This window comes from Aeromonas sp. R1-2, assembly GCF_040908505.1.
In the GTDB taxonomy this organism is placed as follows: Bacteria; Pseudomonadota; Gammaproteobacteria; order Enterobacterales; family Aeromonadaceae; genus Aeromonas; species Aeromonas veronii.
Genome location: NZ_JBFODU010000020.1, coordinates 87,290 through 111,421 on the forward strand (window position 1 = coordinate 87,290; position 24,132 = coordinate 111,421).

Annotated in this window: 21 protein-coding genes; 5 read left to right on the top strand and 16 right to left on the bottom strand. The window is 60.5% G+C overall.

Features of this window, described 5'->3' with window-relative positions; all coding sequences use genetic code 11:
• Positions 1–20: 20 nt before the first annotated feature.
• The 5 genes from mshL to AB5Y76_RS08345 form a co-directional block, all read right to left on the bottom strand.
• Entirely contained in the window at positions 21–1,691 is a 1,671-nt protein-coding gene (mshL, locus tag AB5Y76_RS08325) for a pilus (MSHA type) biogenesis protein MshL (protein WP_263718180.1), read from the bottom strand.
• Positions 1,692–1,761: 70 nt separating this feature from the next.
• Positions 1,762–2,091 carry an MSHA biogenesis protein MshK gene (locus tag AB5Y76_RS08330; protein ID WP_263718181.1) on the bottom strand — a complete coding sequence of 110 codons (330 nt, stop codon included), beginning with the start codon at positions 2,089–2,091 and terminating at the stop codon, positions 1,762–1,764.
• Positions 2,084–2,731 (bottom strand): MSHA biogenesis protein MshJ, encoded by a 648-nt coding sequence (locus AB5Y76_RS08335; protein WP_263718182.1) that lies wholly within the window; start codon positions 2,729–2,731, stop codon positions 2,084–2,086. The genes AB5Y76_RS08330 and AB5Y76_RS08335 overlap by 8 nt, the downstream gene beginning before the upstream one ends.
• Complete coding sequence (locus tag AB5Y76_RS08340; protein WP_263718184.1) at positions 2,731–3,324, bottom strand: PilN domain-containing protein; 594 nt, start codon at positions 3,322–3,324, stop codon at positions 2,731–2,733. The genes AB5Y76_RS08335 and AB5Y76_RS08340 overlap by 1 nt, the downstream gene beginning before the upstream one ends.
• Positions 3,324–4,187, bottom strand: a complete 864-nt coding sequence (locus AB5Y76_RS08345) for an MSHA biogenesis protein MshI (RefSeq protein WP_263718186.1) — start codon at positions 4,185–4,187, stop codon at positions 3,324–3,326. The genes AB5Y76_RS08340 and AB5Y76_RS08345 overlap by 1 nt, the downstream gene beginning before the upstream one ends.
• 87 nt (positions 4,188–4,274) lie before the next feature.
• On the opposite strand from AB5Y76_RS08345, the gene AB5Y76_RS08350 reads away from it, so the two are divergent.
• A complete protein-coding gene (locus AB5Y76_RS08350) occupies positions 4,275–5,198 on the top strand; it encodes a 1-aminocyclopropane-1-carboxylate deaminase/D-cysteine desulfhydrase (RefSeq protein WP_263718188.1) in 924 nt (307 codons plus the stop codon).
• Between the two features lie 76 nt (positions 5,199–5,274).
• Here AB5Y76_RS08350 and AB5Y76_RS08355 read toward each other — a convergent pair whose 3' ends face one another.
• Positions 5,275–7,203, bottom strand: a complete 1,929-nt coding sequence (locus AB5Y76_RS08355) for an EAL domain-containing protein (protein WP_042081406.1) — start codon at positions 7,201–7,203, stop codon at positions 5,275–5,277.
• A 504-nt stretch (positions 7,204–7,707) separates the two neighbouring features.
• On the opposite strand from AB5Y76_RS08355, the gene AB5Y76_RS08360 reads away from it, so the two are divergent.
• Complete coding sequence (locus AB5Y76_RS08360; protein WP_263718191.1) at positions 7,708–9,234, top strand: EAL domain-containing protein; 1,527 nt, start codon at positions 7,708–7,710, stop codon at positions 9,232–9,234.
• A gap of 271 nt (positions 9,235–9,505) precedes the next feature.
• Positions 9,506–10,603, top strand: a complete 1,098-nt coding sequence (locus AB5Y76_RS08365; protein WP_005348596.1) for a calcium:proton antiporter — start codon at positions 9,506–9,508, stop codon at positions 10,601–10,603.
• A 145-nt stretch (positions 10,604–10,748) separates the two neighbouring features.
• On the opposite strand, the gene hutH is transcribed toward AB5Y76_RS08365, so the two are convergent.
• From hutH to ftsY, 10 genes are all read right to left on the bottom strand, one after another.
• Entirely contained in the window at positions 10,749–12,281 is a 1,533-nt protein-coding gene (hutH, locus tag AB5Y76_RS08370) for a histidine ammonia-lyase (RefSeq protein WP_263718194.1), read from the bottom strand.
• 4 nt (positions 12,282–12,285) lie between these two features.
• Positions 12,286–13,995 carry a urocanate hydratase gene (gene hutU / locus AB5Y76_RS08375; protein ID WP_263718195.1) on the bottom strand — a complete coding sequence of 570 codons (1,710 nt, stop codon included), beginning with the start codon at positions 13,993–13,995 and terminating at the stop codon, positions 12,286–12,288.
• Between the two features lie 53 nt (positions 13,996–14,048).
• Complete coding sequence (gene hutG / locus AB5Y76_RS08380; protein WP_263718197.1) at positions 14,049–15,005, bottom strand: formimidoylglutamase; 957 nt, start codon at positions 15,003–15,005, stop codon at positions 14,049–14,051.
• Complete coding sequence (gene hutI / locus AB5Y76_RS08385) at positions 14,998–16,233, bottom strand: imidazolonepropionase (protein WP_263718199.1); 1,236 nt, start codon at positions 16,231–16,233, stop codon at positions 14,998–15,000. Before hutI ends, hutG begins: the two co-directional genes overlap by 8 nt.
• A gap of 154 nt (positions 16,234–16,387) precedes the next feature.
• Entirely contained in the window at positions 16,388–17,092 is a 705-nt protein-coding gene (gene hutC / locus AB5Y76_RS08390) for a histidine utilization repressor (protein ID WP_263718256.1), read from the bottom strand.
• Positions 17,093–17,103: 11 nt separating this feature from the next.
• Positions 17,104–17,763 (bottom strand): carbonate dehydratase, encoded by a 660-nt coding sequence (gene can / locus AB5Y76_RS08395; RefSeq protein WP_042076162.1) that lies wholly within the window; start codon positions 17,761–17,763, stop codon positions 17,104–17,106.
• A gap of 125 nt (positions 17,764–17,888) precedes the next feature.
• Positions 17,889–18,743 carry an RNA polymerase sigma factor RpoH gene (gene rpoH, locus AB5Y76_RS08400; protein ID WP_005339997.1) on the bottom strand — a complete coding sequence of 285 codons (855 nt, stop codon included), beginning with the start codon at positions 18,741–18,743 and terminating at the stop codon, positions 17,889–17,891.
• 451 nt (positions 18,744–19,194) lie between these two features.
• On the bottom strand, positions 19,195–20,148 hold the full coding sequence (gene ftsX / locus AB5Y76_RS08405; protein WP_005339996.1) for a permease-like cell division protein FtsX: 954 nt from the start codon (positions 20,146–20,148) through the stop codon (positions 19,195–19,197).
• Entirely contained in the window at positions 20,148–20,816 is a 669-nt protein-coding gene (gene ftsE / locus AB5Y76_RS08410) for a cell division ATP-binding protein FtsE (protein ID WP_005339995.1), read from the bottom strand. Before ftsE ends, ftsX begins: the two co-directional genes overlap by 1 nt.
• Before the next feature lie 89 nt (positions 20,817–20,905).
• Positions 20,906–22,768 carry a signal recognition particle-docking protein FtsY gene (gene ftsY, locus AB5Y76_RS08415; protein WP_257697262.1) on the bottom strand — a complete coding sequence of 621 codons (1,863 nt, stop codon included), beginning with the start codon at positions 22,766–22,768 and terminating at the stop codon, positions 20,906–20,908.
• Positions 22,769–22,878: 110 nt separating this feature from the next.
• On the opposite strand from ftsY, the gene rsmD reads away from it, so the two are divergent.
• Both rsmD and AB5Y76_RS08425 read left to right on the top strand, forming a co-directional pair.
• Positions 22,879–23,508 carry a 16S rRNA (guanine(966)-N(2))-methyltransferase RsmD gene (gene rsmD / locus AB5Y76_RS08420; protein WP_088870315.1) on the top strand — a complete coding sequence of 210 codons (630 nt, stop codon included), beginning with the start codon at positions 22,879–22,881 and terminating at the stop codon, positions 23,506–23,508.
• Positions 23,492–23,803, top strand: a complete 312-nt coding sequence (locus AB5Y76_RS08425) for a DUF1145 domain-containing protein (protein WP_263718210.1) — start codon at positions 23,492–23,494, stop codon at positions 23,801–23,803. The genes rsmD and AB5Y76_RS08425 overlap by 17 nt, the downstream gene beginning before the upstream one ends.
• Positions 23,804–24,132 lie beyond the last annotated feature (329 nt).

Consider the following 24,132-nt stretch of genomic DNA (forward strand, 5'->3'; position numbering starts at 1 on the left):
ACCGCATCTGGTGTCATGGGTCAGCCCTTGGCCGGATACCACTTGTCGAGCAGCTCGGAAGAGCGTTGCAGCTCGTTTTGCCAGGTATCTTTCTCCACCACGGTCGGTTTGAGCATGATCACCAGCTCCACCTTCTTGGTGCTCTCTCGGCGGTTGGTAAAGGCTTCACCCACCCAGGGAATATCCCCCAGCAGCGGCACCTTGCTGACGATCTCCTGCTTGTCGGTCTTCATCAGACCGCCGATAACGATGATGTCACCGTTATTGGCCTGCACCACGGTATCGGATTCGCGGATCGAGCTCTTGGCGAGCGGCAGTTGCAACTTGCCACCCGAGGTACCCATGTCGATTACCTTGTTTTGCTCTTCGGTATCGATAACCGAGGGATGGATATGCAGCAGCACCTTCCCCTCTTCATCGATCTGCGGCGTTACGTCCAGCGCTATACCGGAGAAGAAGGGGGTCAGCTCCACGTTAGGTGTCTTGTCTGTGCCCGTCGAGGTAGTGGTAATGGTGGTGGACGCATTGGTGACGTAATACTCGTCCGTCCCCACCTTGATCACCGCCTTCTGGTTGTTGGTCGCGGTGACACGGGGACTGGAGAGGGTATTCACATCACCCTGGGTCTTGAGCAGGTTAACCGCTACATTGAAGTTGCCATCAGAGATGGTAAAGCCAGCCCCCCCCCCGAGCGCAGTAAAGATCTGGTTGGGGGTGGAAGGCAACTGGGTATTGGCCAACGACTTGCCACCGGTAATCCCCTTGTTGCCATCCCAGCTGGCAGAGAGACCGCTCCAGTCCACCCCCTGCTCATACCCTTCATTGAGGGCAACTTCGATGATCCGCGCCTCCAGCACCACCTGCCGCTTGAGGTGACTCTCGGACTGAGTCAGGAATTCACGCACTGCCTTGAGCTCTTTCGGGTAGGCGCGGATGGTGACCAGACCCGCCTGCGGGCTGGTGATCACCGCGCGACCGTCACCCGTGCCAATCAGGGTCTGCAGGGAGTCGCGCAGATCAGTCCAGTAGTCGCTGTTGGTGTCGGTTTCGATACGGGTGCCGTTGTTGCTATCGCCGTTCGAGTTGTTGCCGGAGGAGTTATTGGTGCTGTTGTTGTTCGATGCACTGTCAAAACTGCTGTCGCTGCTGTTATTGCTGTCATTGGCCGTCACCCCGCCGGTGCTGACCGAGGTGCGCGAGAGACCACGACGGGACATCATCAGGTAGTTGACCGGGATGGTTTCGGTACGCAGACCCGCCGGATAGATATGGAAGACATTGCCCTTGCGCTGCACGTCGAAGCCGTACATGTCGCCCACCACCGCCAGCACCTCTGGCAGAGTCACATCCTTGAGCTCGACGGAGACCAGCCCGGCCACCCCGGGGTGAACCGCCACGCTGTAGCGGGAGCCCTTGAACAGGGAACCGAAAAACTCTACCGCCTCCACGTCGTGAGCCGCGATACGCAGCCGCTTCTCCGGCATGCCGACCGGCATCTGCGGCCGGTTCAGCTGCAGCAATTCACTTTGCACCGATTTGGGCAACGCGGTCAGAGGGGCAGCCTGTTTCTGCTGTTCGTTCATGGCCTGTTTGAGGGCATCCTTGGCCTGGGTCGGCTCGGGGTGCTGATACGTGGTACAGCCTGCAGCCATCATGGCCACGGTGATCAGACAGAGACGGTGTTTTTTCATGTAATTAGGGCACCCTGACTTGCAATTAAACTCGATAAAGCCGATTCACCTCTCGAGAGGCAAGCACGACTCAAACCCGGATCTTGCTGGCAAACAGTGTTACCGCATGGCGTTTTCCCGCCTTTTCCAGCACCACGGCATCGGCATTGATGGCCACCAGCGTATAGCCGTCCACCTGTTGTCCGACCCGATAACTCTTGCCATTGAGTACCGCCAGTGCCGGGCCATTGCCCAGCACGACACTCTGCAGCTTCGGCAAACCGGCGCTGCTCTCGCTGGTCGCACGGGCGCCAACCGCCACATCAGCCAGTGGCGCGGTGGGATCCTGCAATACCTCGATCTGCTCCGCCTGTACCAGCAAGCTGAACAGGCAACAGCACAACGCAAACACTCTAGCCACGGATAAACTCCTTGCTGGTACTCAGGGTGTAGATCTCCATCTCCACCACCGCGCCGGGATAGGCTTTGACCTGATAGTCGAACTGCTTCCAGTAGAAGTGGCGCGGCAAGGCTTCCAGCGCTTTAAGATATTGATACACATCGAAATAGCCGCCTTCAAGCTGAAGCCGGATACCATGCTTGTAGAGATTGACCTTCTGCTCCCCCGCCATCAGCGGGGTCGGCTCCAGCGAACTGAGGGCCAGCATATGGAGATTGGCGGAGCGGGAGAGCAGCGCCTCCAGCACTAGCGGCATCTCGTGCGCCGGGATCAGATCGACGGTCTGGGCCTTGAGCTCATCGTCGATCCGGGCCAGATCCGCCTCGACCTGCGCCAGCTGGTCGCGAACTCCCTGATTGGGATCCCGCTTGAGCCGGGCCTGCTTGCCGAGGTTTTCCAGCTCGATGATCTCGAGGTCGCGCTCGGCGGCGCTCAGGGCCATGCGATCCTGTTGCAGACGGGTATCGGCACCATCGATCCAGCCGTAGAGTCCGGCCGCGCCCAGCAGCACCAGACCAGTCAGCAGGATCAACACCCGCTCCCGCTGGCTCAACACGGCGATACGCTGGCCCCATGCCTGCCATTGTGCTTTCAGGTTCATCAGGGTTTCTCCCGCGCAATGCCGCTCAACTGGAAGGTCAGGCGACCCTCCTTGTCACGGCCGAGGGTCAATTCACCAAACTCCTTGCCCACCAGACTCGGGGTCTGCTTGAAGCGGTTGACCCAAGCCGGCACATCCTGACTGCGTCCGGCAAAGCCGGAGAGGTTGATCCGCCCGTCGTTGATCTCGATGCGCTGCAACGAGAGGTTACTGTTGCGAATGCGGGAAAGATCCGCCATCACGCTGGCATAGCCCTGGGATTTTTGCAGGGTCAGGCTGCCCAATTGGCGCATCAGCCCCTGCTTGGCCGTCAGCTCATCCTGCTTGTTGACCAGTTGCTGTTGCAGCCAAGGATCTGCCTGATGGCGCGCCAGCTCGGCATCGAGCCGCTGCGCCTCGCTGCGCTTGAGTTCCAGCTCGGCAGAGCGCTGCGCCAGCGCCCGGCTGACCTGCTGCTGCTGCCAGCTGTAACCGACACCCGTCAACAGGATCAGCAGCAGCGCAAAGCCCCATACCAGCGCCATCTGATTGAGGCTGGCCCACTGCCGCTTGGGGCGAAACTCGGCGCCATAGAGGTTTATCTGACGTTTCATCACGCATCCTCCCCGATGGCGGCCGCATAGGCCGACAGGTACTCAACGCCGGCCAGCACCGCCTTGTTGGCCATGGCGGAGACGGCAAAGCCGAAGGTCTGCTCCATGTGGCGCACCAGGGTACCGATAAAGGGCGAGGCGACGGCAAACTGCATCTGCCCCAGCTCGGGCAATTTCAGCTGGCCCGCCAGATAGTCGAGGGAGCGCTGGATCTCCAGCGCCAGTGAATCGAGCAGCATGCTGTCCGGCTCATGTTCGCCAGTCAGGCTGGTAAAACCGCGCAGCTGGCGGGAGAAGCAGAGCCCGCCCTGATGGAAGACCAGCAGTTGCAGATCCTGCCCCTTGGGCTGCCACAGCAGCATGCGCACCGTGTCATCCGCGTCATAGAGAGAGGTGAGCGCCAATTCGTCGCTGATGATGGATTGCAGGGTGGCGATGCCGTTGATGGCATCGGCCAGCTGTTGCACCCGGCTCTTGGGCAGGCAAATCACATTGATGCGAGGACGACCGGCAGGCGGGGTGGGCAAGTCCACATAATCCATCGCCAGTTGCAGCACGGGTTCGCTGACATAATCCTTGATGGCCCAGGGGAGCGCCCCCGCCATCTCGGCGTCAGGCACGGCAGGCTTGTCGATCTGGATCTGTTGATAAAGGCTGGCGGCGAGGGCCACCCGCACCATAGACTTGGCCAGCCCATGACGGCTGAACAGCTCGTTCATGGCCACTGCCCACTCCTGCGGGCCGTTGATGGTGCGCGTCGCGAAGACGGGGGGATTGCCCACCGCAGCCAGCATGATCCTGTCATTGGCCAGCAAGAGCCCGACCTGGCGGCTTGGCGTCGACCGTCTGAACAGTTGTTTCATGTAAGCCCGCCCATCAATAGTGATTAAATGTATGAAATATTAACATAAACAGCAGATTAGCCTCCAGATTAAAAGACGGACTCACCATTGCAAGCCAACCTTTCCGCCGAGTCAGAGGGTCAAGCCATCCTCCCTTCCCCCTTGCAACGCCTCCACCATCCGTTGCTGACCCGCTATGGGGTCGAGCTGTGGTGCAAGCGGGATGATCTGATCCATCCGGCCATCTCCGGCAACAAGTGGCGCAAGCTCAAGTACCACCTGCTGCATGCCAAAGAGCATGGCAAACAGCATCTGCTCTCGTTTGGCGGCGCCTACTCCAATCATATCCACGCGCTGGCGGCCGCGGGGTGCCAATCTGGTCTTCGTACTACCGGTATCATACGGGGCGAATATGACGCCGTCAGTAACTCTACCCTGCGGGATGCCCGGCACTGGGGCATGGATCTCGTTTTTGTCGACCGCCAGAGTTACCGGCGACGGCAGGATCCCGACTGGCTGGCCCAATTCGATGCACCCGATACCCTGATCGTGCCGGAAGGGGGTAGCAGCCCGCTGGCCATCCCCGGCGTGGCGGAACTGGTCGGCGAGGTGCCCTTCTCGCCGGATCTCTGGGTACTGCCCTGCGCCAGCGGCGGCACCCTGGCGGGCCTGATCGCCGGCAAAAGGGATCGGGAGCAGATCCTCGCCATTGCGGTACTGAAAGGAGGCGGCTTTATCGCTGACGAGGTGTGTCGCCTCCATCCCGCGGCAGCCAATATCCCCGACTGGCGCATCGCGCTCGATCACCACGATGGTGGCTACGCCAAATTCAGCCCGGCCCTCTGGCAGTGGGTGCAGGATTTCAGCGCCACAACCGATCTGCCCCTTGAACCCATCTACAGCGGCAAAGCAATGTGGGGTCTGTTTCGCGAGCTGGCGGCAGGCCGTATCGCCCCCGGCAGCAAGATTGTCTTTATCCACACTGGCGGCATGCAAGGGCTCGCCGGGCTGCGGGAGCAGGGGCGACTGTGATCCCTGCCTTACGGCAACCGCAAACAGCATCGCAAACAAGAGAGGGTCGCCCCAAGGCGACCCTCTCTTGTTTATTTCAATCACCAGCCGGTTCCAGCACCAGCCGCTGGGGCTCGGCAAACCAGGGTCCCTGCCCGGCATGCACCCCGAGGTGGCGCAGCATCTTCCACTCGTCGCCACTCTCCACCCCCACTGCCAGCACCCGGGTGCGGGTGTTGGCGCAGCCCCCCACCAGACTGCGCACCGCCATCTGGTTGACCTGACGGGCATGGATCTCCCGCACCAGACTGGGGTGCAGCTTGAGAAAGTTGATCTCGAACTCCTTGATGTACTGGGTGCTCACCACATCCTGACCGGCATGATCGATGGCCAGCTGGCAGCCCAGCATCCGCAAGGAGCGCAGCGGCCGCTTGAGCGCCTCGAAGTGACGGGTCACTTGGGATTCCGAGAGTTGCAGGATCAGCCGCTCGTTGGTGCTGCGCGGCAGCTGGAACAGGGCGAAGAAGAGCCAGCGCTGGAACTCGCGGTTGAGCAGGCTCTGGGCACTGAGGGTCAGGCTGATGGGGCAGCTCTGCTCGGAACGCTGGCGCAGCAGGGCTAGGGTCTGCTCCGCCACCAGCCGATCCAGTTGCAGTAACAGGCCCACCTTCTCCGCCATCGGCATGAAGATCCCCGCCTGCAAAGCCCGTCCCTGCTCGTCGTGCAGATAGGTGAGCAGCTCCTGCTGCAACACCACCTGCCCCCGATCCTGCTGGATCGGCTGGGTGTAAAATTCGATGCCGTGCTCTTCGAGACGGCGGCTGATCAGGGTGCGCCAGCGTACCGTCCCCTTGCTGCTCTGCTCCTCATCCAGCTGCTTCTCGTAGAGGAACCAGCCGTTGTGCCCTTGCAGACGGGCGCTCTTGAGGGCCAGCTCCGCCTCCTCCTGCACCTTGAGCAGGCTGTCTTGTGCCTGATAACAGACTGCGCCGAGATAGACCGCCGTCTCCGGGTTAACCTCCTGCGGCCAATGCAGCCGTTGCAGGCTCTTGAGCAGCTGGCTGGCGCTATCCACCATCTCGCTCTCGGACATATTGGGCAGCAACACCGCAAAAACCTGACCGGCGTAGCGGGCCTGCAGGGCGCCGTTATGCTTGCGCACGAAGGCACCTATGGTGGCGCTCGCCTCCATCATCAAATCGTGCCCCAGCAGCTCGAACTGATCAGCCTCCAGCTCCTCCAGACAGGCGAGATCGATCAACAGCACGCCGCCGCTCATCACGCTCGCCTCCATGATGGCGCTCTCCAGCCGGTTGTCGAAAAACAGCCGGTTGCCGATGCCGGTCATCTTGTCGACGAAGGCGTTGCTGCGAATGAAGTTGTCGAAGCGGCTGCGCTCCTTGCGGGCATCCGCCAGCTCGGCGAGCAGATGATCGAGGGCCTGACTGGCGGCCACCGGCCACTCTTCGGCGGGGTCATGACTCAGTTTGGAAAGTTTGTCATCGAGGATCAGCTGAGCGCGAATGCCCAGCAGCTCGGCCCCGCGCAACTGCTGGCGCAGCCAGCGGATGGAGTACCAGAGACCGAACACCACGATAAAGATACCCAGCGAGATGCCGGACATCGCCTTGATGGAGTATTCCGCCTCCTTGAAGGGGCGCTCCAGTTTGAAATTGGCCTGCATGCCGGCCTGATGGGGCAGCGGGTGGCTGTATGGCACCAGCAGCTGTTCGTCGACCGGATTGCGCACATCGCGGAACCAGTAGACCCGCTGGTTATTCTGGCGCACCTCCAGCTCTACCACATGGGCAGCACGCAGCAGGGTGGGCAGCCAGTGGCTCATATCTTCCATGTCGTGAGCAACATCGAGCTGCTTGTCGATCACTTCGACCAGCGCATCGACCTTCTTTTGCTGCAACTCCATGCCCAGCTCGCGAAAGCTGAACACCCCGCCAATCAGCACGGTCGCCATGGCTGCGATCACGCAAAGGGTGATAAATGAGACAAGCTGTGTAGTAAGTTTCATGCGCCTTTCCGTATGCCCAGCATCATCCATGTCGCCTCATGGTAGCAGCGGCGATCGGGCCACAGCTATGGATGAAGATCCCGCTTCTGCAATTTAAGCGGGCAAGCATAACCCAAAGCAGAGGAAGAATACCAAGGATGACGGGCTACAGACGCGGGAAAGGGCGGGATGACAGGCAGAAAAATGGTCCCTCAAAGGGGACCAAAAGGAACACTCATATCAAAACTAACACTCTGTGCTACTGACAAAAAACAGATACAGGAGTATTGAACACACGGTGAGTCAAACCGCAGGGCTACTCTAATGCAGTTCGGATAAGCTGAGCAATTGTCATTTATGACAGGTCAGCGATTGAATCTAGCCAAAGTTAATAATAAACACATTTAAAATCATGTAGTTAAAAAATCAATCAACAAGTGTGACAAGTCGGACTCAAATTGATTGCACTAATGCTCTATGATGGCTAAGTCCATTTGTGTCTCATGAAACTGGCAGGTACTTCCTTTGCGTAAATCACCCGTCTGGATCGCTCTGTTGCTGTTCGTCCTGCCTGTCGTGGGCAGCCAGTTTCTCGGCCTGTGGTTTGCCAAGCCGATGGCCTTTCATATGCTGGAAGAGAAGGTTGCCGAGCTCAAGGGAGCCATGGCCGTACGCCACCGGGAGCTGGATGCCGCCATCAACAAACAACTGGCACAATTTGAGTTCAACTGCGGCGCCAAAGACATGGAGCTGCTGCGCGATCCGCGCTTCTACAGCGCTCATATCCGCCTGCAAGGGTTGGAGCTCGCCTCCGGCAACAGCTGCTCCAGCTTGGGGGTGGAGATCCCGCTGATCAAAGAGCTCCAGAACAGCGGGCAGAAGTTCGGCAAACTGGGGATCACCGCCACAGTGGCCAAATACAATACAGAACAGGAGCTGGTGGCCTTTTACCGATCCGGTGACAACCTCGCCTACTGGGTGCTGGATAACAGCTGGAGCCACGACCTGCTGCAACACCCCTGCAGCCACTGCTTCTATCTGGAGTTCAGCCGACAGGATACCGATGCAAGCACAGTCCACTTTCCCCGTGGCGACAAGGAGATCAAACAGGAAGAGAGCAATATCAGCCTCAGTTTCTTCGATCCCAATGAACTCACCAAACAGACTGTCTGGGCGGGAAAAGCACTGGAGCAATATGCCCATGACCAACTCAATCACTACGGTCTCTGGTTCGGAATCGCGCTCGGCGCCCTGTTAAGCGTCACATACTGGCTGCTGCGCAGCTATCGGCGCTCCCTCAAGGGACTGCTGCAAACAGGGTTGATCCGCAAGGAATTTATCCCCCTCTACCAGCCGATAGTGGATGCCCGTACCCACCAAGTGGTGGGATTCGAGGCGCTGCTGCGCTGGCAGCGGGGAAACGAGCTGATCCCCCCGGGCACCTTTATCGAATATGCAGAGGAGCAGGGGCTGATCCTGCCGATGACCGAACAGTTGCTGGAGCAGGTGATCACCGACCTGCCGCAGCTGGCGCCAGAGCAGTGGGTCAGCGTCAATCTGGTGGCGGCCCATATCGAGCAGCCCCTGCTGCGCACCCTGCTCGCTCACAGCCAAAACCCCTCACCCGCCCGACTCACCTTCGAGCTGACGGAGCGCAAGCCGATCCTTGACATCAAGGCGGCCACCGAGGAGATCACCCTGCTGCAACAGATGGGGTATCACTTCAAGCTGGATGATTTCGGTACCGGCTACGGCGGCTTTGCCTACCTGCAGAGCCTGGGGATCCGCCAGATCAAGATCGACAAGATGTTCGTCGATACCATAGGCACCAACGACCTCAAGCGCAGCGTACTGGATGCCATCATCATCTTCGGTCGGGAATCGGGCATGGAGATGATCGCCGAAGGGGTCGAGAGCCAGCTGCAGGTCGACTATCTGAGCCAGCACGGCGTCTATCTGATCCAGGGCTACTTCTTCGGCAAACCCATGCCGCTGAAGGTACTGACCCACTGGCAACGGGAGTGGCAGCTGCAACACCAGAAGGCCAGCTAACGCAGAGATGGCAGGATCTAGCCGCGAAATAGTTTGGCCAGCGGTTCGACATCATCAGGTTGATGCTGGCGGTAGCGCCGTAACCCAGCCCGGCTCAGTGGTGAAATCGAAGCGGCTCCTGCCACCCCTTATTTACATTCAGCAACAAAATGATCTGCCCTGACGGGGATAACAACCTTTATCATAAGGAGCCGGTTATTGCGCAACCGATAATCGTGCAGCCTGTTTATGTCATCCGGTCGTCAAGACCCCCAATAGAGAACCATTGCCTATGAAGACAGTTATCCGGCAAGAGATTGCCCTGCCCGTTGGCCTGCTGACCCTGCTCTTTTTCAAGACCCTGGGCAGTGACCTGCTGACAGAGACAACTCCGCTCGGGATCTATCTTCCGGTTTCGGCGGCATTACTGGCCATCGTCACCTGGGCCATCTTCTCGGTGGTGCGCCACTCCGATGCCCTCGCCATCAAGCTGGGCGAGCCCTTCGGCACTCTGATCCTCACCCTCTCGGTCATCTCACTGGAGGTGGTGATGATCTCCTCGGTGATGCTGACCGGTGAACCCAACCCCACCATGGCCCGCGATACCATGTTTGCGGTAGTGATGTTGGTGAGTACCGGTCTGGTGGGCTTCACCCTGCTGTTTGGCGGCTGGCGCTACCACACCCAGAGCTTCAATCTGGACGGAGTGAAATCCTATCTGGTGGCCATCATCCCGCTGGCCCTGCTCTGTCTGGTGCTGCCCAACTTCACCGAGGGCGGTGCAATCGGCAGTATGTCGCGCGCCATGTCGTGGATGCTGATCATCATCTCAATCCTGCTCTACGGGGTCTTTCTGCTGATCCAGACCCGCAGCCACAGCCACTTCTTCGTCGACAGCGATCACGAGGATTACGAGGAGCACCACGGCCCGCTGCAGAGCAACGTCTATCACACCATCCTGCTGCTCGCCTACCTGCTGGTAGTGATCCTGCTGGCCAAGACCCTGGCCATCCCCATCAACTACGGGGTGCATGTGATGGAAGCACCCGCCGCACTGGGCGGCTTTATCGTGGCCTGCATCGTGCTGGCCCCCGAAGCAGTCGGCGCCATCAAAGCCGCCTTCAACAACCAGCTGCAGCGGGCAATGAACCTCTACTTCGGCTCTGTGCTGGCCACCATCGCCCTCACCGTGCCTGCCGTGCTCTTTATCGGCTCCATGCTGGATCAGGAGGTGCGCCTCGGCCTCTCCCCCGCCGATATGGTGCTGCTGGTCACGACCTTGATGGTCTGTAAAGTGACCTTCAGCAGCGGCCGCACCAATGTACTCCATGGTGCGACCCATCTGGTGTTGTTCGTGGTCTATCTGTTCCTGATGTTCGAACACGAATAACCGCGTTCAGCAAACACCAGAAATGCAAAGACCGCCCGATTGGGCGGTCTTTTGTCATCTGCTCCCGGCTCTCACCGGCGCCTGTGAAGCGGCTTCCCCCTCATCCCCAACCCTTCCCCCACCAGGGGAGAAGGGTGATCAAGGCTTACAGGCTGGGCAGCACCCCGGCCGGAATCAGATCGTTGTAGATGGCACGGCCCAGCAGGGCGGCGGCCGCTTCGATATCCGGCGCGAAGTGCCTGTCTTTGTCGTAGAAGCTCACCTCTGTCCGCAGTCGCCCCTTGGCCAGCTCGATCAGCTCGGTACTACGCAGCGGCGCGCGAAAATCGAGCCCCTGTGCCGCCGCCAGCAGTTCAACAGCCAGAATGCCACGGGTATTCTCGGCCATATCGGCAAGCCGGCGGCCAGCGAAGGTCGCCATGGAGACGTGATCCTCCTGATTGGCCGAAGTCGGCAGGCTGTCCACCGAAGCGGGATGAGCCAGAGTCTTGTTCTCGGAGGCCAGCGCCGCCGAGGTGACCTGGGCGATCATAAAGCCCGAATTCACCCCGCCGTTGTTGACCAGAAACGCCGGCAGACCGGACATCCGCGAGTCGATCAGCAGTGCCATCCGCCGCTCGGAGAGCGAGCCGATTTCGGCGATGGCCAGCGCCAGATTGTCGGCGGCGAAGGCCACGGGTTCTGCGTGGAAGTTGCCGCCGGAGATGATCTCCTCGTCATCGGCAAACACCAGCGGGTTGTCGGAGACCGCGTTGGCCTCGCACACTAGCACCTCGGCGGCGTGGCGGATCTGGGTCAGGCAGGCGCCCATCACCTGCGGCTGGCAGCGCAATGAGTAGGGATCCTGCACCTTCTCGCAGTTGTGATGGGACATGCCGATCTCGCTGCCATCCACCAGCAGGTGGCGATAGCAGGCGGCCGCGTCGATCTGGCCGCGCTGACCACGCACCACGTGGATGCGTGCATCGAACGGCCGGCGGCTGCCAAGCGCCGCCTCCACGCTCATGGCGCCGATGGTGATGGCACCGGCATAGAGATCCTCGGCATGGAACAGCCCTTCCAGCGCGAAGGCGGTGCTCGCCTGAGTGCCGTTGAGCAGCGCCAATCCTTCTTTGGGCGCCAGCGCGATAGGCTCGAGCCCGGCAATTTTCAGCGCAGTAGCGGCGTCGATCAGCTCGCCCTTGTGGCGGGCCTTGCCTTCACCGATCAGCAGGCAGCTCATATGAGCCAGCGGCGCCAGATCGCCGGAGGCACCGACGGATCCCTTCTTCGGGACTACCGGATAGACTTCGGCGTTGATAAGGGTCATCAAGGCCTCAAGCACCGTCAGCCGGATGCCGGAGAAGCCGCGCGCCAGCGAGTTGAGCTTGAGCACCATCATCAGCCGCACGGTAGCGTCATCCATGTACTCGCCAATCCCTGCCGCATGGGAAAGCACGATGGAGCGCTGCAGCTCGTCCAGCTGCTCCACCGGAATGCGGGTGTTGGCCAGCAGGCCAAAACCGGTGTTGATGCCATACACCACCCGGTTCTGTTCGATCACCTTGGTAACCACGGCGGCGGAGGCGTGGATCCCCGGCAGCGCGGCCGGATCCAGTGAAACATGTACCGGCTCGCGGCTGACGCGGCGCAGGGTGGCAAGATCCAGCTCGCCCGGAGTAATAGTCAATTCAAACATGGTGTTACACCTTTCCTTTGACACCGTTGGCGCCGTCAATCATCGGCAGATCCAGTTTCGCCTCATGGGCACAGTTGATGGCAATATCGTAGCCGGCATCCGCGTGGCGCATCACCCCGGTGGCCGGATCGTTGCGCAGCACCCGACCGACGCGGCGGGCAGCGTCATCGGAGCCGTCACAGACGATCACCACGCCGGAGTGCTGGGAGAAGCCCATGCCGACCCCGCCGCCGTGATGCAGCGAAACCCAGGTCGCGCCACCGGCGGTGTTGAGCAGGGCGTTGAGCAGCGGCCAGTCGGAGACGGCATCGGAGCCATCCATCATCGACTCGGTCTCGCGGTTCGGGCTCGCCACCGAGCCGGAATCCAGATGGTCGCGACCGATGACGATGGGGGCTTTCAGCTCGCCGTTTTTCACCATCTCGTTGAAGGCCAGACCGAGCCGTACCCGATCCTTGACCCCGACCCAGCAGATCCGCGCCGGCAGTCCCTGAAACGCGATGCGCTCGCGGGCCATGTCGAGCCAGTTGTGCAGGTGAGGATCATCGGGGATCAGCTCTTTCACCTTCTGATCTGTCTTGTAGATATCTTCCGGATCGCCAGAGAGGGCCACCCAGCGGAACGGCCCAATCCCCTCGCAGAACAGCGGGCGAATGTAGGCGGGGACGAAGCCGGGGAAATCGAAGGCGTTCGCCACCCCCTCCTCCAACGCCATCTGGCGGATGTTGTTGCCGTAATCCAGAGTCGCCGCGCCGCGCTCTTGCAGGGTCAGCATCGCCTCCACCTGACGGGCCATGGAGCGACGAGCGGCCAGATTCACCTCCTGCGGGGCACTCTGCTGCAGCTCGCGCCACTTGGCCACGCTCCAGCCCTGCGGCAGGTAGCCGTGCACCGGGTCGTGGGCGGAGGTCTGGTCGGTCACCACGTCAGGGGTGATGCCACGGGCCACCAGCTCGGCGAAGACGTCGGCGGCGTTGCCGAGCAGACCGATGGAGATGGCGGTGCCGCTCTGTTTGGCCTCTTCGATCATGGCCAGCGCCTCATCCAGACTGTGAGCCTTCTTGTCCACATAACGGGTGCGCAGACGAAAATCGATGCGGGTCTCGTCGCACTCGACGGCGATCATCGAGAAGCCGGCCATGGTGGCAGCCAGCGGCTGGGCGCCGCCCATGCCGCCGAGCCCACCGGTGAGGATCCAGCGGCCCGCAGGCGAGCCGTTGAAGTGCTGGTTGGCCACCGCGAAAAAGGTTTCGTAGGTGCCCTGCACTATTCCCTGGGTGCCGATGTAGATCCAGGAACCCGCAGTCATCTGGCCGTACATCATCAGGCCCTTCTTATCGAGCTCGTTGAAGTGCTCCCAGTTGGCCCAATGCGGCACCAGATTGGAGTTGGCGATCAGCACCCGCGGCGCATCCTTGTGGGTCTGGAACACCCCGACCGGCTTGCCGGATTGCACCAGCAGGGTCTGATCCTCCTCGAGCCGGGTCAGCACCTCGACGATCTTGTCAAAGCAGGCCCAGTTGCGGGCAGCGCGACCGATGCCGCCATAGACCACCAGCGACTGAGGATGCTCGGCCACCTCAGGGTCCAGGTTGTTCATCAGCATCCGCAGCGGCGCCTCGGTGAGCCAGCTCTTGGCGGTCAGCTCGGTACCGCGCGGGGCACGGATCACGCGGTTCGGATCATGACGGGGATCCTGCTGTTGCACAGACATACACACTCCTTGTTGTATCAATAGGGTGCCTTTGGCGACGGGCGGCCAAAGGGTTAACGGGTCAACAGATGAACCAGTCGCGCGGCCACGCGGGCACTGCGGTTGTCCTGATCCAGCGTCGGGTTGTACTCGGCCAGATCGGCGAGCCTGAGCTTGCCGCTGGCCCGGATATGGGCAATGAGCGGTTCGATCACCGCCAGCTCCACACCACGGGCGGCGGGGGCGCTCACTCCCGGCATCACGGCTCCGGGCAGCACATCAAGGTCGATGGTTAGATAGAGGTGATCACAATCGGCGATAAAGGCGTCCAGCCCGCTTAGCAAGGCAGGCAGCCCGGCCTGAGTCATCGCCTCGTCCAGCACATGCCACACTCCCAGCGCCTTGGCGCGGGCAAACAGGGCTTGGGTATTGGCGGTCTCGGCTACCCCGAGGCAGGCGTAGTGAAACGGTGTGCCCTGAGCGGCGCACTGCTCGGCGATCTGGAAGAAGGGGGTACCGGAGCTTGCCAATTCCTGCTTCATGCGCAGGTCGAAGTGGGCGTCGAGGTTGATGATGCCTATCTTGCCATTGCCGCCCAGATGATTGTTAAGGCCGCTCCAGCTACCGAAAGCCACCTCGTGGCCGCCCCCCAGCACCAGCGGGAAGTGGCCCAGATCGAGCGCAGCGGCGACCCGCTCGGCCAGATGGCCGTGGGCGGCGTCGAGATTGCCATCGGTACAGCTCACATCCCCACCATCGTAGACAGGTCGATTCAGGTGCCAGGCGGTGTTGGCCAGCAGCTTGCGCACCGCTTGCGGAGCACCGGCGGCGCCGACACGCCCCTTGTTGCGGCGAACCCCTTCATCGCAGGCAAAGCCGAGCAGCACCACTCCGGGCTCGCTATCGGCTTGCCTAGGCTGCGCCTCTTGCCAAGGCAGAACTTTGTCGTGCCAACGCAGGGCCAGTTCACCATCTTCCGGATCCTGCCGCCCCTGCCAGAGCGACATGTCGATCGGGTTGAACTTATCCATGGAGGGTCTCCTCGCCGTTGAAGATGCGGCCTGCCAGCTGATCGACGCCAACCATGTAGCTCAGCTCGGCCGGATGGGCGCAGTGCCAGATCAGGAAATCGGCCGCCATGCCAACCCTGAGCTGGCCAAGGCGATCCTGCTCGCCAAGCGCTTTGGCAGCGTGACGGGTCACCCCGACCATGGCCTCCACCGGCGTCAGACCAAACAGGGTACAAGCCATGTTCATCGCCATCCGCAGCGAGACGATGGGGGCCGTACCCGGGTTGATATCGGAGGAGACCGCCATCGCCACCCCCGCCTTACGCAAGGCGGCAACCGGCGGCAGCTTGGTCTCTTTGAGGAAGTAGAAGGCGGTGGGCAGCAGGGTGGCGACCACGCCACGGTGGGCCAGCGCCAGGATCCCTTCCGGATCCAGATACTCCAGATGATCCACCGAGAGGGCGCCGAAGTTGGCGGCCAGCGTGCTGCCGCCGAGATTGGAGAGCTGATCCATATGCCCCTTCACCGGCAGGCCGTATTGATCCGCCGCCAGATAGACCTGCTCGGTCTGGGCCAGCGAGAAGCCGATATGCTCGCAGAAGACATCTACCGCATCAGCCAGAGCCGCCTCGGCTACGGCCGGAATGATCTCTTGGCAGATGGTCTCAACCCAGCTGTCGGGATCATCGCGATACTCCGGCGGCACAGCATGGGCCGCCAGCAGAGTGGTCTTGACCCGGATCGGCAACGCCTCTCCCAGTCGGCGGGCCACCCGCAGCATCTTGAGTTCGTCATCCAGCGTCAGGCCATAGCCGGACTTGATCTCCACAGTGGTAACACCCTCGCGGATCAGGGATGTCACCCTCGGCAACGCCAGCTCGAACAGTTGCTCTTCGCTGGCGGCACGGGTGGCACGCACCGTGCTGATGATGCCGCCGCCCCGACGGGCGATCTCGGCATAGGGCACACCCTGCTGACGCAGTTCGAACTCTTCGGCACGGCTGCCGGCGAAGACCAGATGGGTGTGGCAATCGATAAGGCCGGGGGTAGCCAGCTTGCCCTGCATATCCTGCCAGTGAGCAGGATGGGGCCCCTTCAGTTCGGCCATCGGCACCAGCGCGTGGATCTTGCCATCCTTCACGCCGATGGCGTGGAGCGGCAGCAGGCCGTAGTCGGCAAGCTCATCATTCAGGGTAGCGGGCGTCACGTTGAGCCAGACCCGCTCGCAGTTCAACAGTTCCTTGTTCATAGCGACCTCAAATGTATATACATATTCTTATAGTCGATCTCTATGACGAAAGAAAGAGCGAAGTTCACATCCTGATAACAGCATCAAACTTAGAGTTTAAGCACAAAAAAGCCCACCAGGAGGTGGGCTTTGCAAAATCTAGTTGTATATACATTCACTCCAACTGAGTCTTGGAGCTTAGCTTGTAGCGGGAACCGGGGGAGAGCAAACGGGCGTAGGAGACCAGATGCCCCTCCGACCAGGTACGCCGGTGCAACAACAGGCAGGGGGAATCTACGCGGATCTGCAACAATCCCGCCTCACCGGCGCTGGGTAACACGGCTTCCACTACGTGCTCCATCTCGGAGAGGGGGCAGACATCCATCAGATAGCGGTTGGGAGTTTGCAGGGTGAAATCCTGCTCGCCGTAGCCAGGCAGGCGCCCGGCATCGACAAAGCGCTCCTCCAGCTGCAACGGCTCCCCATCGGCCTGATGGACGATCAGGCTGTGAAAGATGGGGGCGCCCACCCGCAGCCCCAGTTGCACCGCCACCTTCTCGTCGGCGGCCAGCCGCTGCAGCCGGATCACCCGGGCGCTGTACTCACCGCCACGCTCGGCGATCTCGTCGGCAATATTGCGAATAGCCAGCAGCGGTGACTCGGTGCGCCTGTCCGCCACGAAGCTACCGGAACCGGCGGTACGCACCAACCACCCTTCCGCCACCAGTTCCCGCAACGCACGGTTGACCGTCATCCGGCTCACGGTGAACTGCTCGCACAGGGCCGCTTCGGTCGGGATCCTGTCCCCCGCCTGATAGTGGCGTTCGCGGATCCCGTCCAGAATATGCTGCTTGATCTGCAGATAGAGGGCTGGCACCACCATGAAGCTCCCTAGCGCCGACGGTGGGGCGGACGCATGTCCGGCCAGGCACGATAGACATCGGGGATCTGATCCGGGCCGCTGATGCAGAGATCAAGATCGTGCAGCAGACCGTCTTTAATCCCGTAGATCCAGCCATGCACCGCCAGCTCCTGCCCCTTGCGCCAGGCATTCTGGATGATGGTGGTGTGGCAGACGTTGGCGACCTGCTCGGCGACGTTCAGCTCGCACAGGTAGTCGAAGCGCTCGTGCTCATCCTCGATGGCCTCGAGCTCTTCACCGTATTTGAAGTAGACATCCTTGATGTTGCGCAGCCAGTTGTCGATGAGACCCAGCTCCTGATTCTGCATCGCGGCCTTGACGCCGCCGCAGCCATAGTGACCGCAGACGATGATGTGCTTCACCTTGAGCACTTCTACCGCGTATTGCAGCACGGAGAGGCAGTTGAAATCGGTATGTACCACCAGATTGGCGACGTTGCGGTGGACGAAGACGTCCCCCGGCAGCAACCCCATCAGTTGGTTGGCGGGGACCCGGCTGTCGGAACAACCGATCCAGAGGTATTCGGGGGCCTGCTGGGCAGAAAGAGTGGCAAAGAAATTGGGATCTTCGGCTTTGATCCGTTCGGCCCACTCACGGTTGTTGGTAAACAGGTCGTTCAACAGTTTCACTTCTGCTCTCCCTAATGTGGCAGTGGCGGCAACATAACACACTCAAGGGTAACCAAAGCAAGGCCGACCAGATCCCTGCGAAACAAAAACAGGGCCATCAGGCCCTGTTTTTATGAGAGGAAGCATCAGGCTTCCATGGCATCTTTCAGCTTCTTGAGTGCGTTTTTCTCAAGCTGACGCACACGCTCGGCAGAGACGCCGTAGGTATCGGCCAGCTCCTGCAGAGTGGTCTTGCTGTCATCATCGAGCCAGCGGGCGCGGATGATGTGCTGGCTGCGCTCATCCAGGGTGGCGAGGGCCGAGCTCAGGCGACGGGTCGCGTGATCGTCCCAGTTGTCATTCTCGATGGTCGCGGCCAGATCGGAGGATTTGTCCTCCAGATAGTGAACCGGAGCGAAACCGCCCTCTTCCTCATCGTCACCCACCAGATCGAACGCCTGATCGTAGTTGGCCATCCGCGCTTCCATCTCGGTCACGTCAGCGGCAGAAACGCCGAGATCGGCCGCCACGGCCTGAACCTCTTCGTGGTTCAGCCAGCCCAGACGTTTTTTGGATTTGCGCAGGTTGAAGAAGAGCTTGCGCTGGGCCTTGGTGGTCGCCACCTTGACCATACGCCAGTTGCGCAGGACATATTCGTGGATTTCGGCCTTGATCCAGTGCACGGCAAAGGAGACCAGACGCACGCCGACCGTCGGGTCGAAGCGCTTGACCGCCTTCATCAGGCCGATGTTGCCTTCCTGAACCAGATCGGCCTGAGGCAGACCGTAACCGGCATAACTCTTGGCGACATGAACGACAAAGCGCAGATGCGACATAACCAGCTGACGAGCAGCCTCGAGATCGCCATCCTGCTGCAAACGCTCAGCCAGTTCACGCTCTTCCTCTGCGCTCAGCACAGGAATAGAGTTTACTGCCTGGATATAGCCTTCCAGACTACCTTGCGGAATCAGAGCCATAGTGCGCTGCAATGAAGTTCCCATCTGTTACCTCTTACTTTTCAATCGAATCAGTCTAACACCCTGAGAGGGTCTGTCTACTGACCGGATGCCATTCTGCGGCGTGTATCAAAGAACATGCCCAGTTTTAGACCGGCTTATCTTAAGCCTGCAGGATGAATCATGAATGAACAGTCAAAAAAAGGGGGTCACAATGAAGGACCCCCGAAAAGTAGCATGCTAAGTCCATTGTTGCGGAGCTCGCAACCTTCACATGCTTGCCAAGTCTGACGAGCAAGGCAGAGGGGCCACACCCGTATAAATGCTTCAGCTTTAATAGACTGCTTATAAATCAGAAGGTTCACTGGATCTAGCGAAGATCCGGAAGATCATTGTTATTCAGAATACTCTGACTATGGGGGCCAAGCCAGAAACGGCCCCTCTTTTACTTGATCCGCCTCTCAAAATCCAGCGATTTACTTTGATGACAAAGTAATCAGGATGGTTCGATGTCGCGAATGTGGCGATGGACCGAGAACCAGGAGGCAATCAGCCCCAGCAGGGCGCCCAGCAAGATCAGATTGATCCCGTCTACCGCCCCCATGCCAACCAACCGGAAGTTACTGTTATACAAGCCCGCCAGCTCCTTCACCACCCCTTCGCTCCAGATCACCATCACTTCGGTCAGCCACCAGGCCAGCATGCCGCCGATCACCCCGAACCAGATACCGGTATAGAGGAAAGGGCGATGAATAAAGGAATCGGTCGCCCCCACCAGCTTGAGCACTTCAATCTCGGAACGCTGGTTGAGGATGTTGAGACGCAGGGTATTACCAACGATCAGCAACACGGCGGAGAGCAGCAGCACCGCGATACCGGTAATGGTGTGGCGCAGCAGGTTCATGATCCCCTGCAACCGGGTCAGCCACTGCAGATCCAGCTTGCCCTGTTCGACCCCCACCTCGTTATTGAGCTTGCTGAGCAGCTCGGCGGCCCCTTCCGGGTTCTGCCAGCGCGGATCCGGGATCACGCTCAGCACAGGCGGTAACGGGTTGCTGTCCAGATAATCGAGGGCATCGCCAAAGCCTGAGATCTCGCGAAACTCCCGCAACGCATCGTCACGGCTCAGGTAGGTGACCGAATCCACCTCGGGATAGAGCAGGATCCTGTGCTGCAGATCGAGAATGCTCTGCTCCGGCAGATCCTTGCGCAGATAAAGAGAGATCTGGGAACTGCTCTGCCAGCTCCCCTCCACCACCTCGGCGTTTTTCAGCAGCACATGGAAACAGGAGGGCAGTGCCAAGCTGACGCCGAGCACCGCCAGCGTCATCAGTGAGGCGAGCGGATTGCGCCACAGCTCCCCGAGACTGGCAAACGCCTGCCGCACATGGTCAACCCCGTACATCATCAGACGGCGCAGCGGCGGTTGTTTATGACGAACGATAGCCATCAGAGCTCCTCCCCGGCCGAATACATGCGGCCCGCCTTGAGGGTCAGGGTGCGATAGCGCATACGGGCGATCAGCCCCAGATCGTGGGTGGCAATCAGTACCGAGACCCCAAAATTGTTGAACTCCTGGAATAGCCGCATGATATCCATGGAGAGCTGGGGGTCCAGGTTACCGGTCGGTTCATCCGCCAGCAGCAGCGGCGGCTTGTTGACGATGGCGCGGGCGATGCCGACCCGCTGCTGCTCACCACCGGAGAGCATGCGCGGCTGGTAGCGCTCCTTGCCGAGCAGCCCCACCTTGTCCAGCGCCGCCGCTACGCGCTTGTTGATATCGGCGTGGCTGTAGCCATCGATCACCAGCGGCAGCGCCACGTTGTCAAACACGGTGCGGTCCATCAGCAGGCGGTGATCCTGAAAGATCATCCCGATCTGGCGGCGAACATAGGGGATCTGGCTGCGCTGGATATGGCTAACATCATCGCCATGAAAGAAGACACGACCATCGGTCGGGCGCTCCATCACGCTGATCAGTTTGAGGAGGGTACTCTTGCCCGCCCCCGAGTGCCCGGTCAGAAAGGCCATCTCTCCCTTGCGCAGGTGAAAGCTGACCTTTTGCAGCGCCTGATGGCCGCCGCTGTATACCTTGCTGACCTTGTCAAAACGAATCATAACGGTTCCCTGAAATTGACAAACCCCGACCGGAGTCGGGGCATGGAACACTTACTCATCACGGCTGAGCTGACTCATCGCGGCCGGACTTATTCATCGCGGCTAAAGAGCGCCTCGATGAAATCGTTGGCAACGAAGGGACGCAGATCGTCGATCCCCTCGCCCACCCCGATGTAGCGGATCGGGATCTGGAACTTGTCGGCCACCGCGAAGATGACGCCGCCCTTGGCCGTGCCATCCAGCTTGGTGAGGGTGATGCCGGTCAGGCCAACCGCCTCGCTGAACAGCTTGGCCTGGCTCAGCGCGTTCTGGCCGGTGCCGGCGTCCAGCGTCAGCATGATCTCGTGGGGCGCCTCTTCATCCAGCTTCTTCATCACCCGCACCACCTTCTTGAGCTCTTCCATCAGGTTGCTCTTGTTCTGCAGGCGACCGGCGGTGTCGGCGATCAGCACATCAGCCCCGCGGGAGCGGGCGGCCTCGATGGCGTCATAAATGACGGAAGCAGAGTCGGCACCGGTATGCTGGGCAATCACCGGAATGTTGTTGCGCTGACCCCAAACCTGCAGCTGTTCGACCGCTGCGGCACGGAAGGTGTCGCCCGCGGCCAGCATCACGCTCTTGCCCTCGGCCTGGAACTGCTTGGCCAGCTTGCCGATGGTGGTGGTCTTGCCGACGCCGTTCACACCGACCATCAGGATCACGTAAGGCTTTTTGCTGGTGTCGATCACCAGCGGCTGCTCGACCTTGGCCAACATCTCGCCCATGTCCTGTTTGAGCAAACCGTAGAGCGCCTCGGCATCCTTGAGCTGCTTGCGATCCGCGTGCTGCACCAGCCCTTCGATGATGCGGGTGGTGGTGTCGACGCCGAGATCGGCGGTCAGCAGCTGGGTCTCCAGCTCTTCAAACAGCTCATCGTCGATCTTCTTGCCACGGAACAGGCCGAAGAAACCGGAGCCGATATTCTCTTTGGTGCGCACCAGACTGCGCTTGAGGCGAGCAAAGAAGCCCTCCCGCTGCGGTTTGTCCTGGGTGTCGTCGTCCACCTTGGCGGCCAGCGGCAGAGCGGCCAGGGCTGCGGCCTCAGCCTCCATCGCGGCGACCAGGCGCATATCTTCCGCGCGCTGGGCCTCTTTGGCGATACGGGCTTCTTCCGCAGCCTGAGCTTCAGCGGCAATGCGAGCCTCTTCCGCAGCACGGGCTTCGGCAGCAATACGAGCCTCTTCCGCGGCGCGAGCCTCGGCAGCAATGTGAGCCTCTTCCGCGGCGCGAGCCTCGGCAGCAATGCGAGCTTCTTCCGCAGCGCGGGCTTCGGCGGCGATGCGGGCCTCTTCTGCGGCGCGAGCCTCGGCGGCGATACGAGCATCTTCTGCAGCGCGGGCTTCGGCCGCGATACGAGCCTCTTCCGCGGCGCGGGCTTCGGCGGCAATGCGAGATTCTTCTGCGGCGCGAGCCTCGGCAGCGATACGAGCCTCTTCCGCAGCACGGGCTTCGGCAGCGATGCGGGCCTCTTCCGCAGCGCGAGCCTCGGCAGCAATACGAGCCTCCTCTGCAGCGCGAGCCTCGGCAGCAATACGAGCCTCTTCTGCAGATTGTGCTTCGGCAGCAATGCGAGCGGCTTCAGCGGCACGCTCCTCTTCGGCGATCAGCGCTTCGTTGACGATCACCGGCTCCAGATCGGAGGCGCACTCCTCCACCACCAGCGGGCCGTGATCGTCCAGCTCGGTCGGCAGGCAGCAATCATCTTGCAAAACGGAATTCTGTGCGCTGGCAGGCACTTCGGGGGCAACGGCCGGCGTACTATCGGAAACAGTGGTATCGGAAACGGGAGCGGGGGTAGCAGTGACCTCGGGCTCAACGGTAACGGGGGTGGCTTGGGGTGTCTGTGGTTGGACAGCCTCAGCCTCTTCTTTCTTGCGGCCGAAACCCAGCCAGGAAAACAAACCTTTTGCCATCTAAAAATACTCACATCAAAGGCTGACTGCTAAGATAGCCGTCCCTTGGCGGGTCGGCATAAAAATGAACCGCCTTATACTACCACTTTATTTTCTGACGATGAAACGCGATGCCCAGAGTGAAATCCAGCCGTAGCAACCCGAGCAAGAGTCCCGCCCCGCAAGGAAAATCGGGCTTTGTAAGAATCATCAGCGGCCAGTGGCGAGGCCGCAAATTGCCGGTCAAGGATGTGGAGGGGCTCAGACCCACCACGGATCGCGTCAAGGAGACCATCTTCAACTGGCTGGCCCCCCACATTCGCGGCACCCGCTGCCTGGATCTGTTTGCCGGTAGCGGCGGACTCGGACTGGAGGCGCTGTCGCGCTATGCCGAGCAGGTGACCCTGATCGAGATGGACAAAGGGGCCGCCGACCAGATCAAGAAGAACCTGACCGCCCTCGGCAGCAGTCAGGGTCAGGTGATCCAGTCAGATGCCGTGAGCTGGCTGCAAGGCCCGGCCACGCCGTTTGATCTGGTATTCCTCGATCCGCCGTTTCGCCGCGAGCTGCTGCCGCAAGTGTGCGAACTGCTGGAGCAGCGCGGCTGGCTGGCGCCGGACGCCCTCATCTATCTGGAGCGGGAAAAAGAGATGGCCGATCTGGCGCTGCCCGCCAACTGGCAGTTACTCAAGGACAAACAAGCAGGTCAGGTCTGCTATCAACTCTATCTAAGAGAGGTAAACAATGAAGCGAGTCTTTAATCTGTTGGCGATGGGGCTGATATTGTTCTTCTGGTTTGGCGTGCTGGTGAGCCTGATTGCCCCGCTGCCCGGCAAACTCAACGGCTTTCTGCCGGTCTGCGGCGTGATCGTCGCCCTGCTGCACTGGCTGCAGGCCAGCATGATCAAGGCAGCTTGCAAACGCTACTTCGCGGTCACCAAGACCGAGTTTGTCACTGTGCTGATCTTTGGCGTGTTTGGCATGGTCGACATTCGTCAGCGCCTGCAAGAGATCGTCAACGCCGCCCAGCGCGGCAATCTCTCGGACAAACCATAAAAGAAAAGGGGACGGCGGTAGCCGTCCCCTAGAGTCGTGTCGTCCTGTCCGTAGAACTGCAATGCTCCCTGCAATCCCTGACGTTATCCTAATCCTTTGGAATATCCCCTTTCCAATCCGTTGGCGTGTCCTGCGGCGTTCCTGGCCTGGCAATTCATCCTGAACTGCTTCCCTGTCTCCATCCTGGAGGTGTCCATTACCACGTCCTGTGGGGTTCCTTGCGTCTTCCTGACAGATAACCATCCGGGTTATCTCACTTCATCCTGAAGTATTCCTCTCGCATCCGGCGAGGTCCTGTTCATCCTGAAGAACGAGGTTCCGTTCGTTCT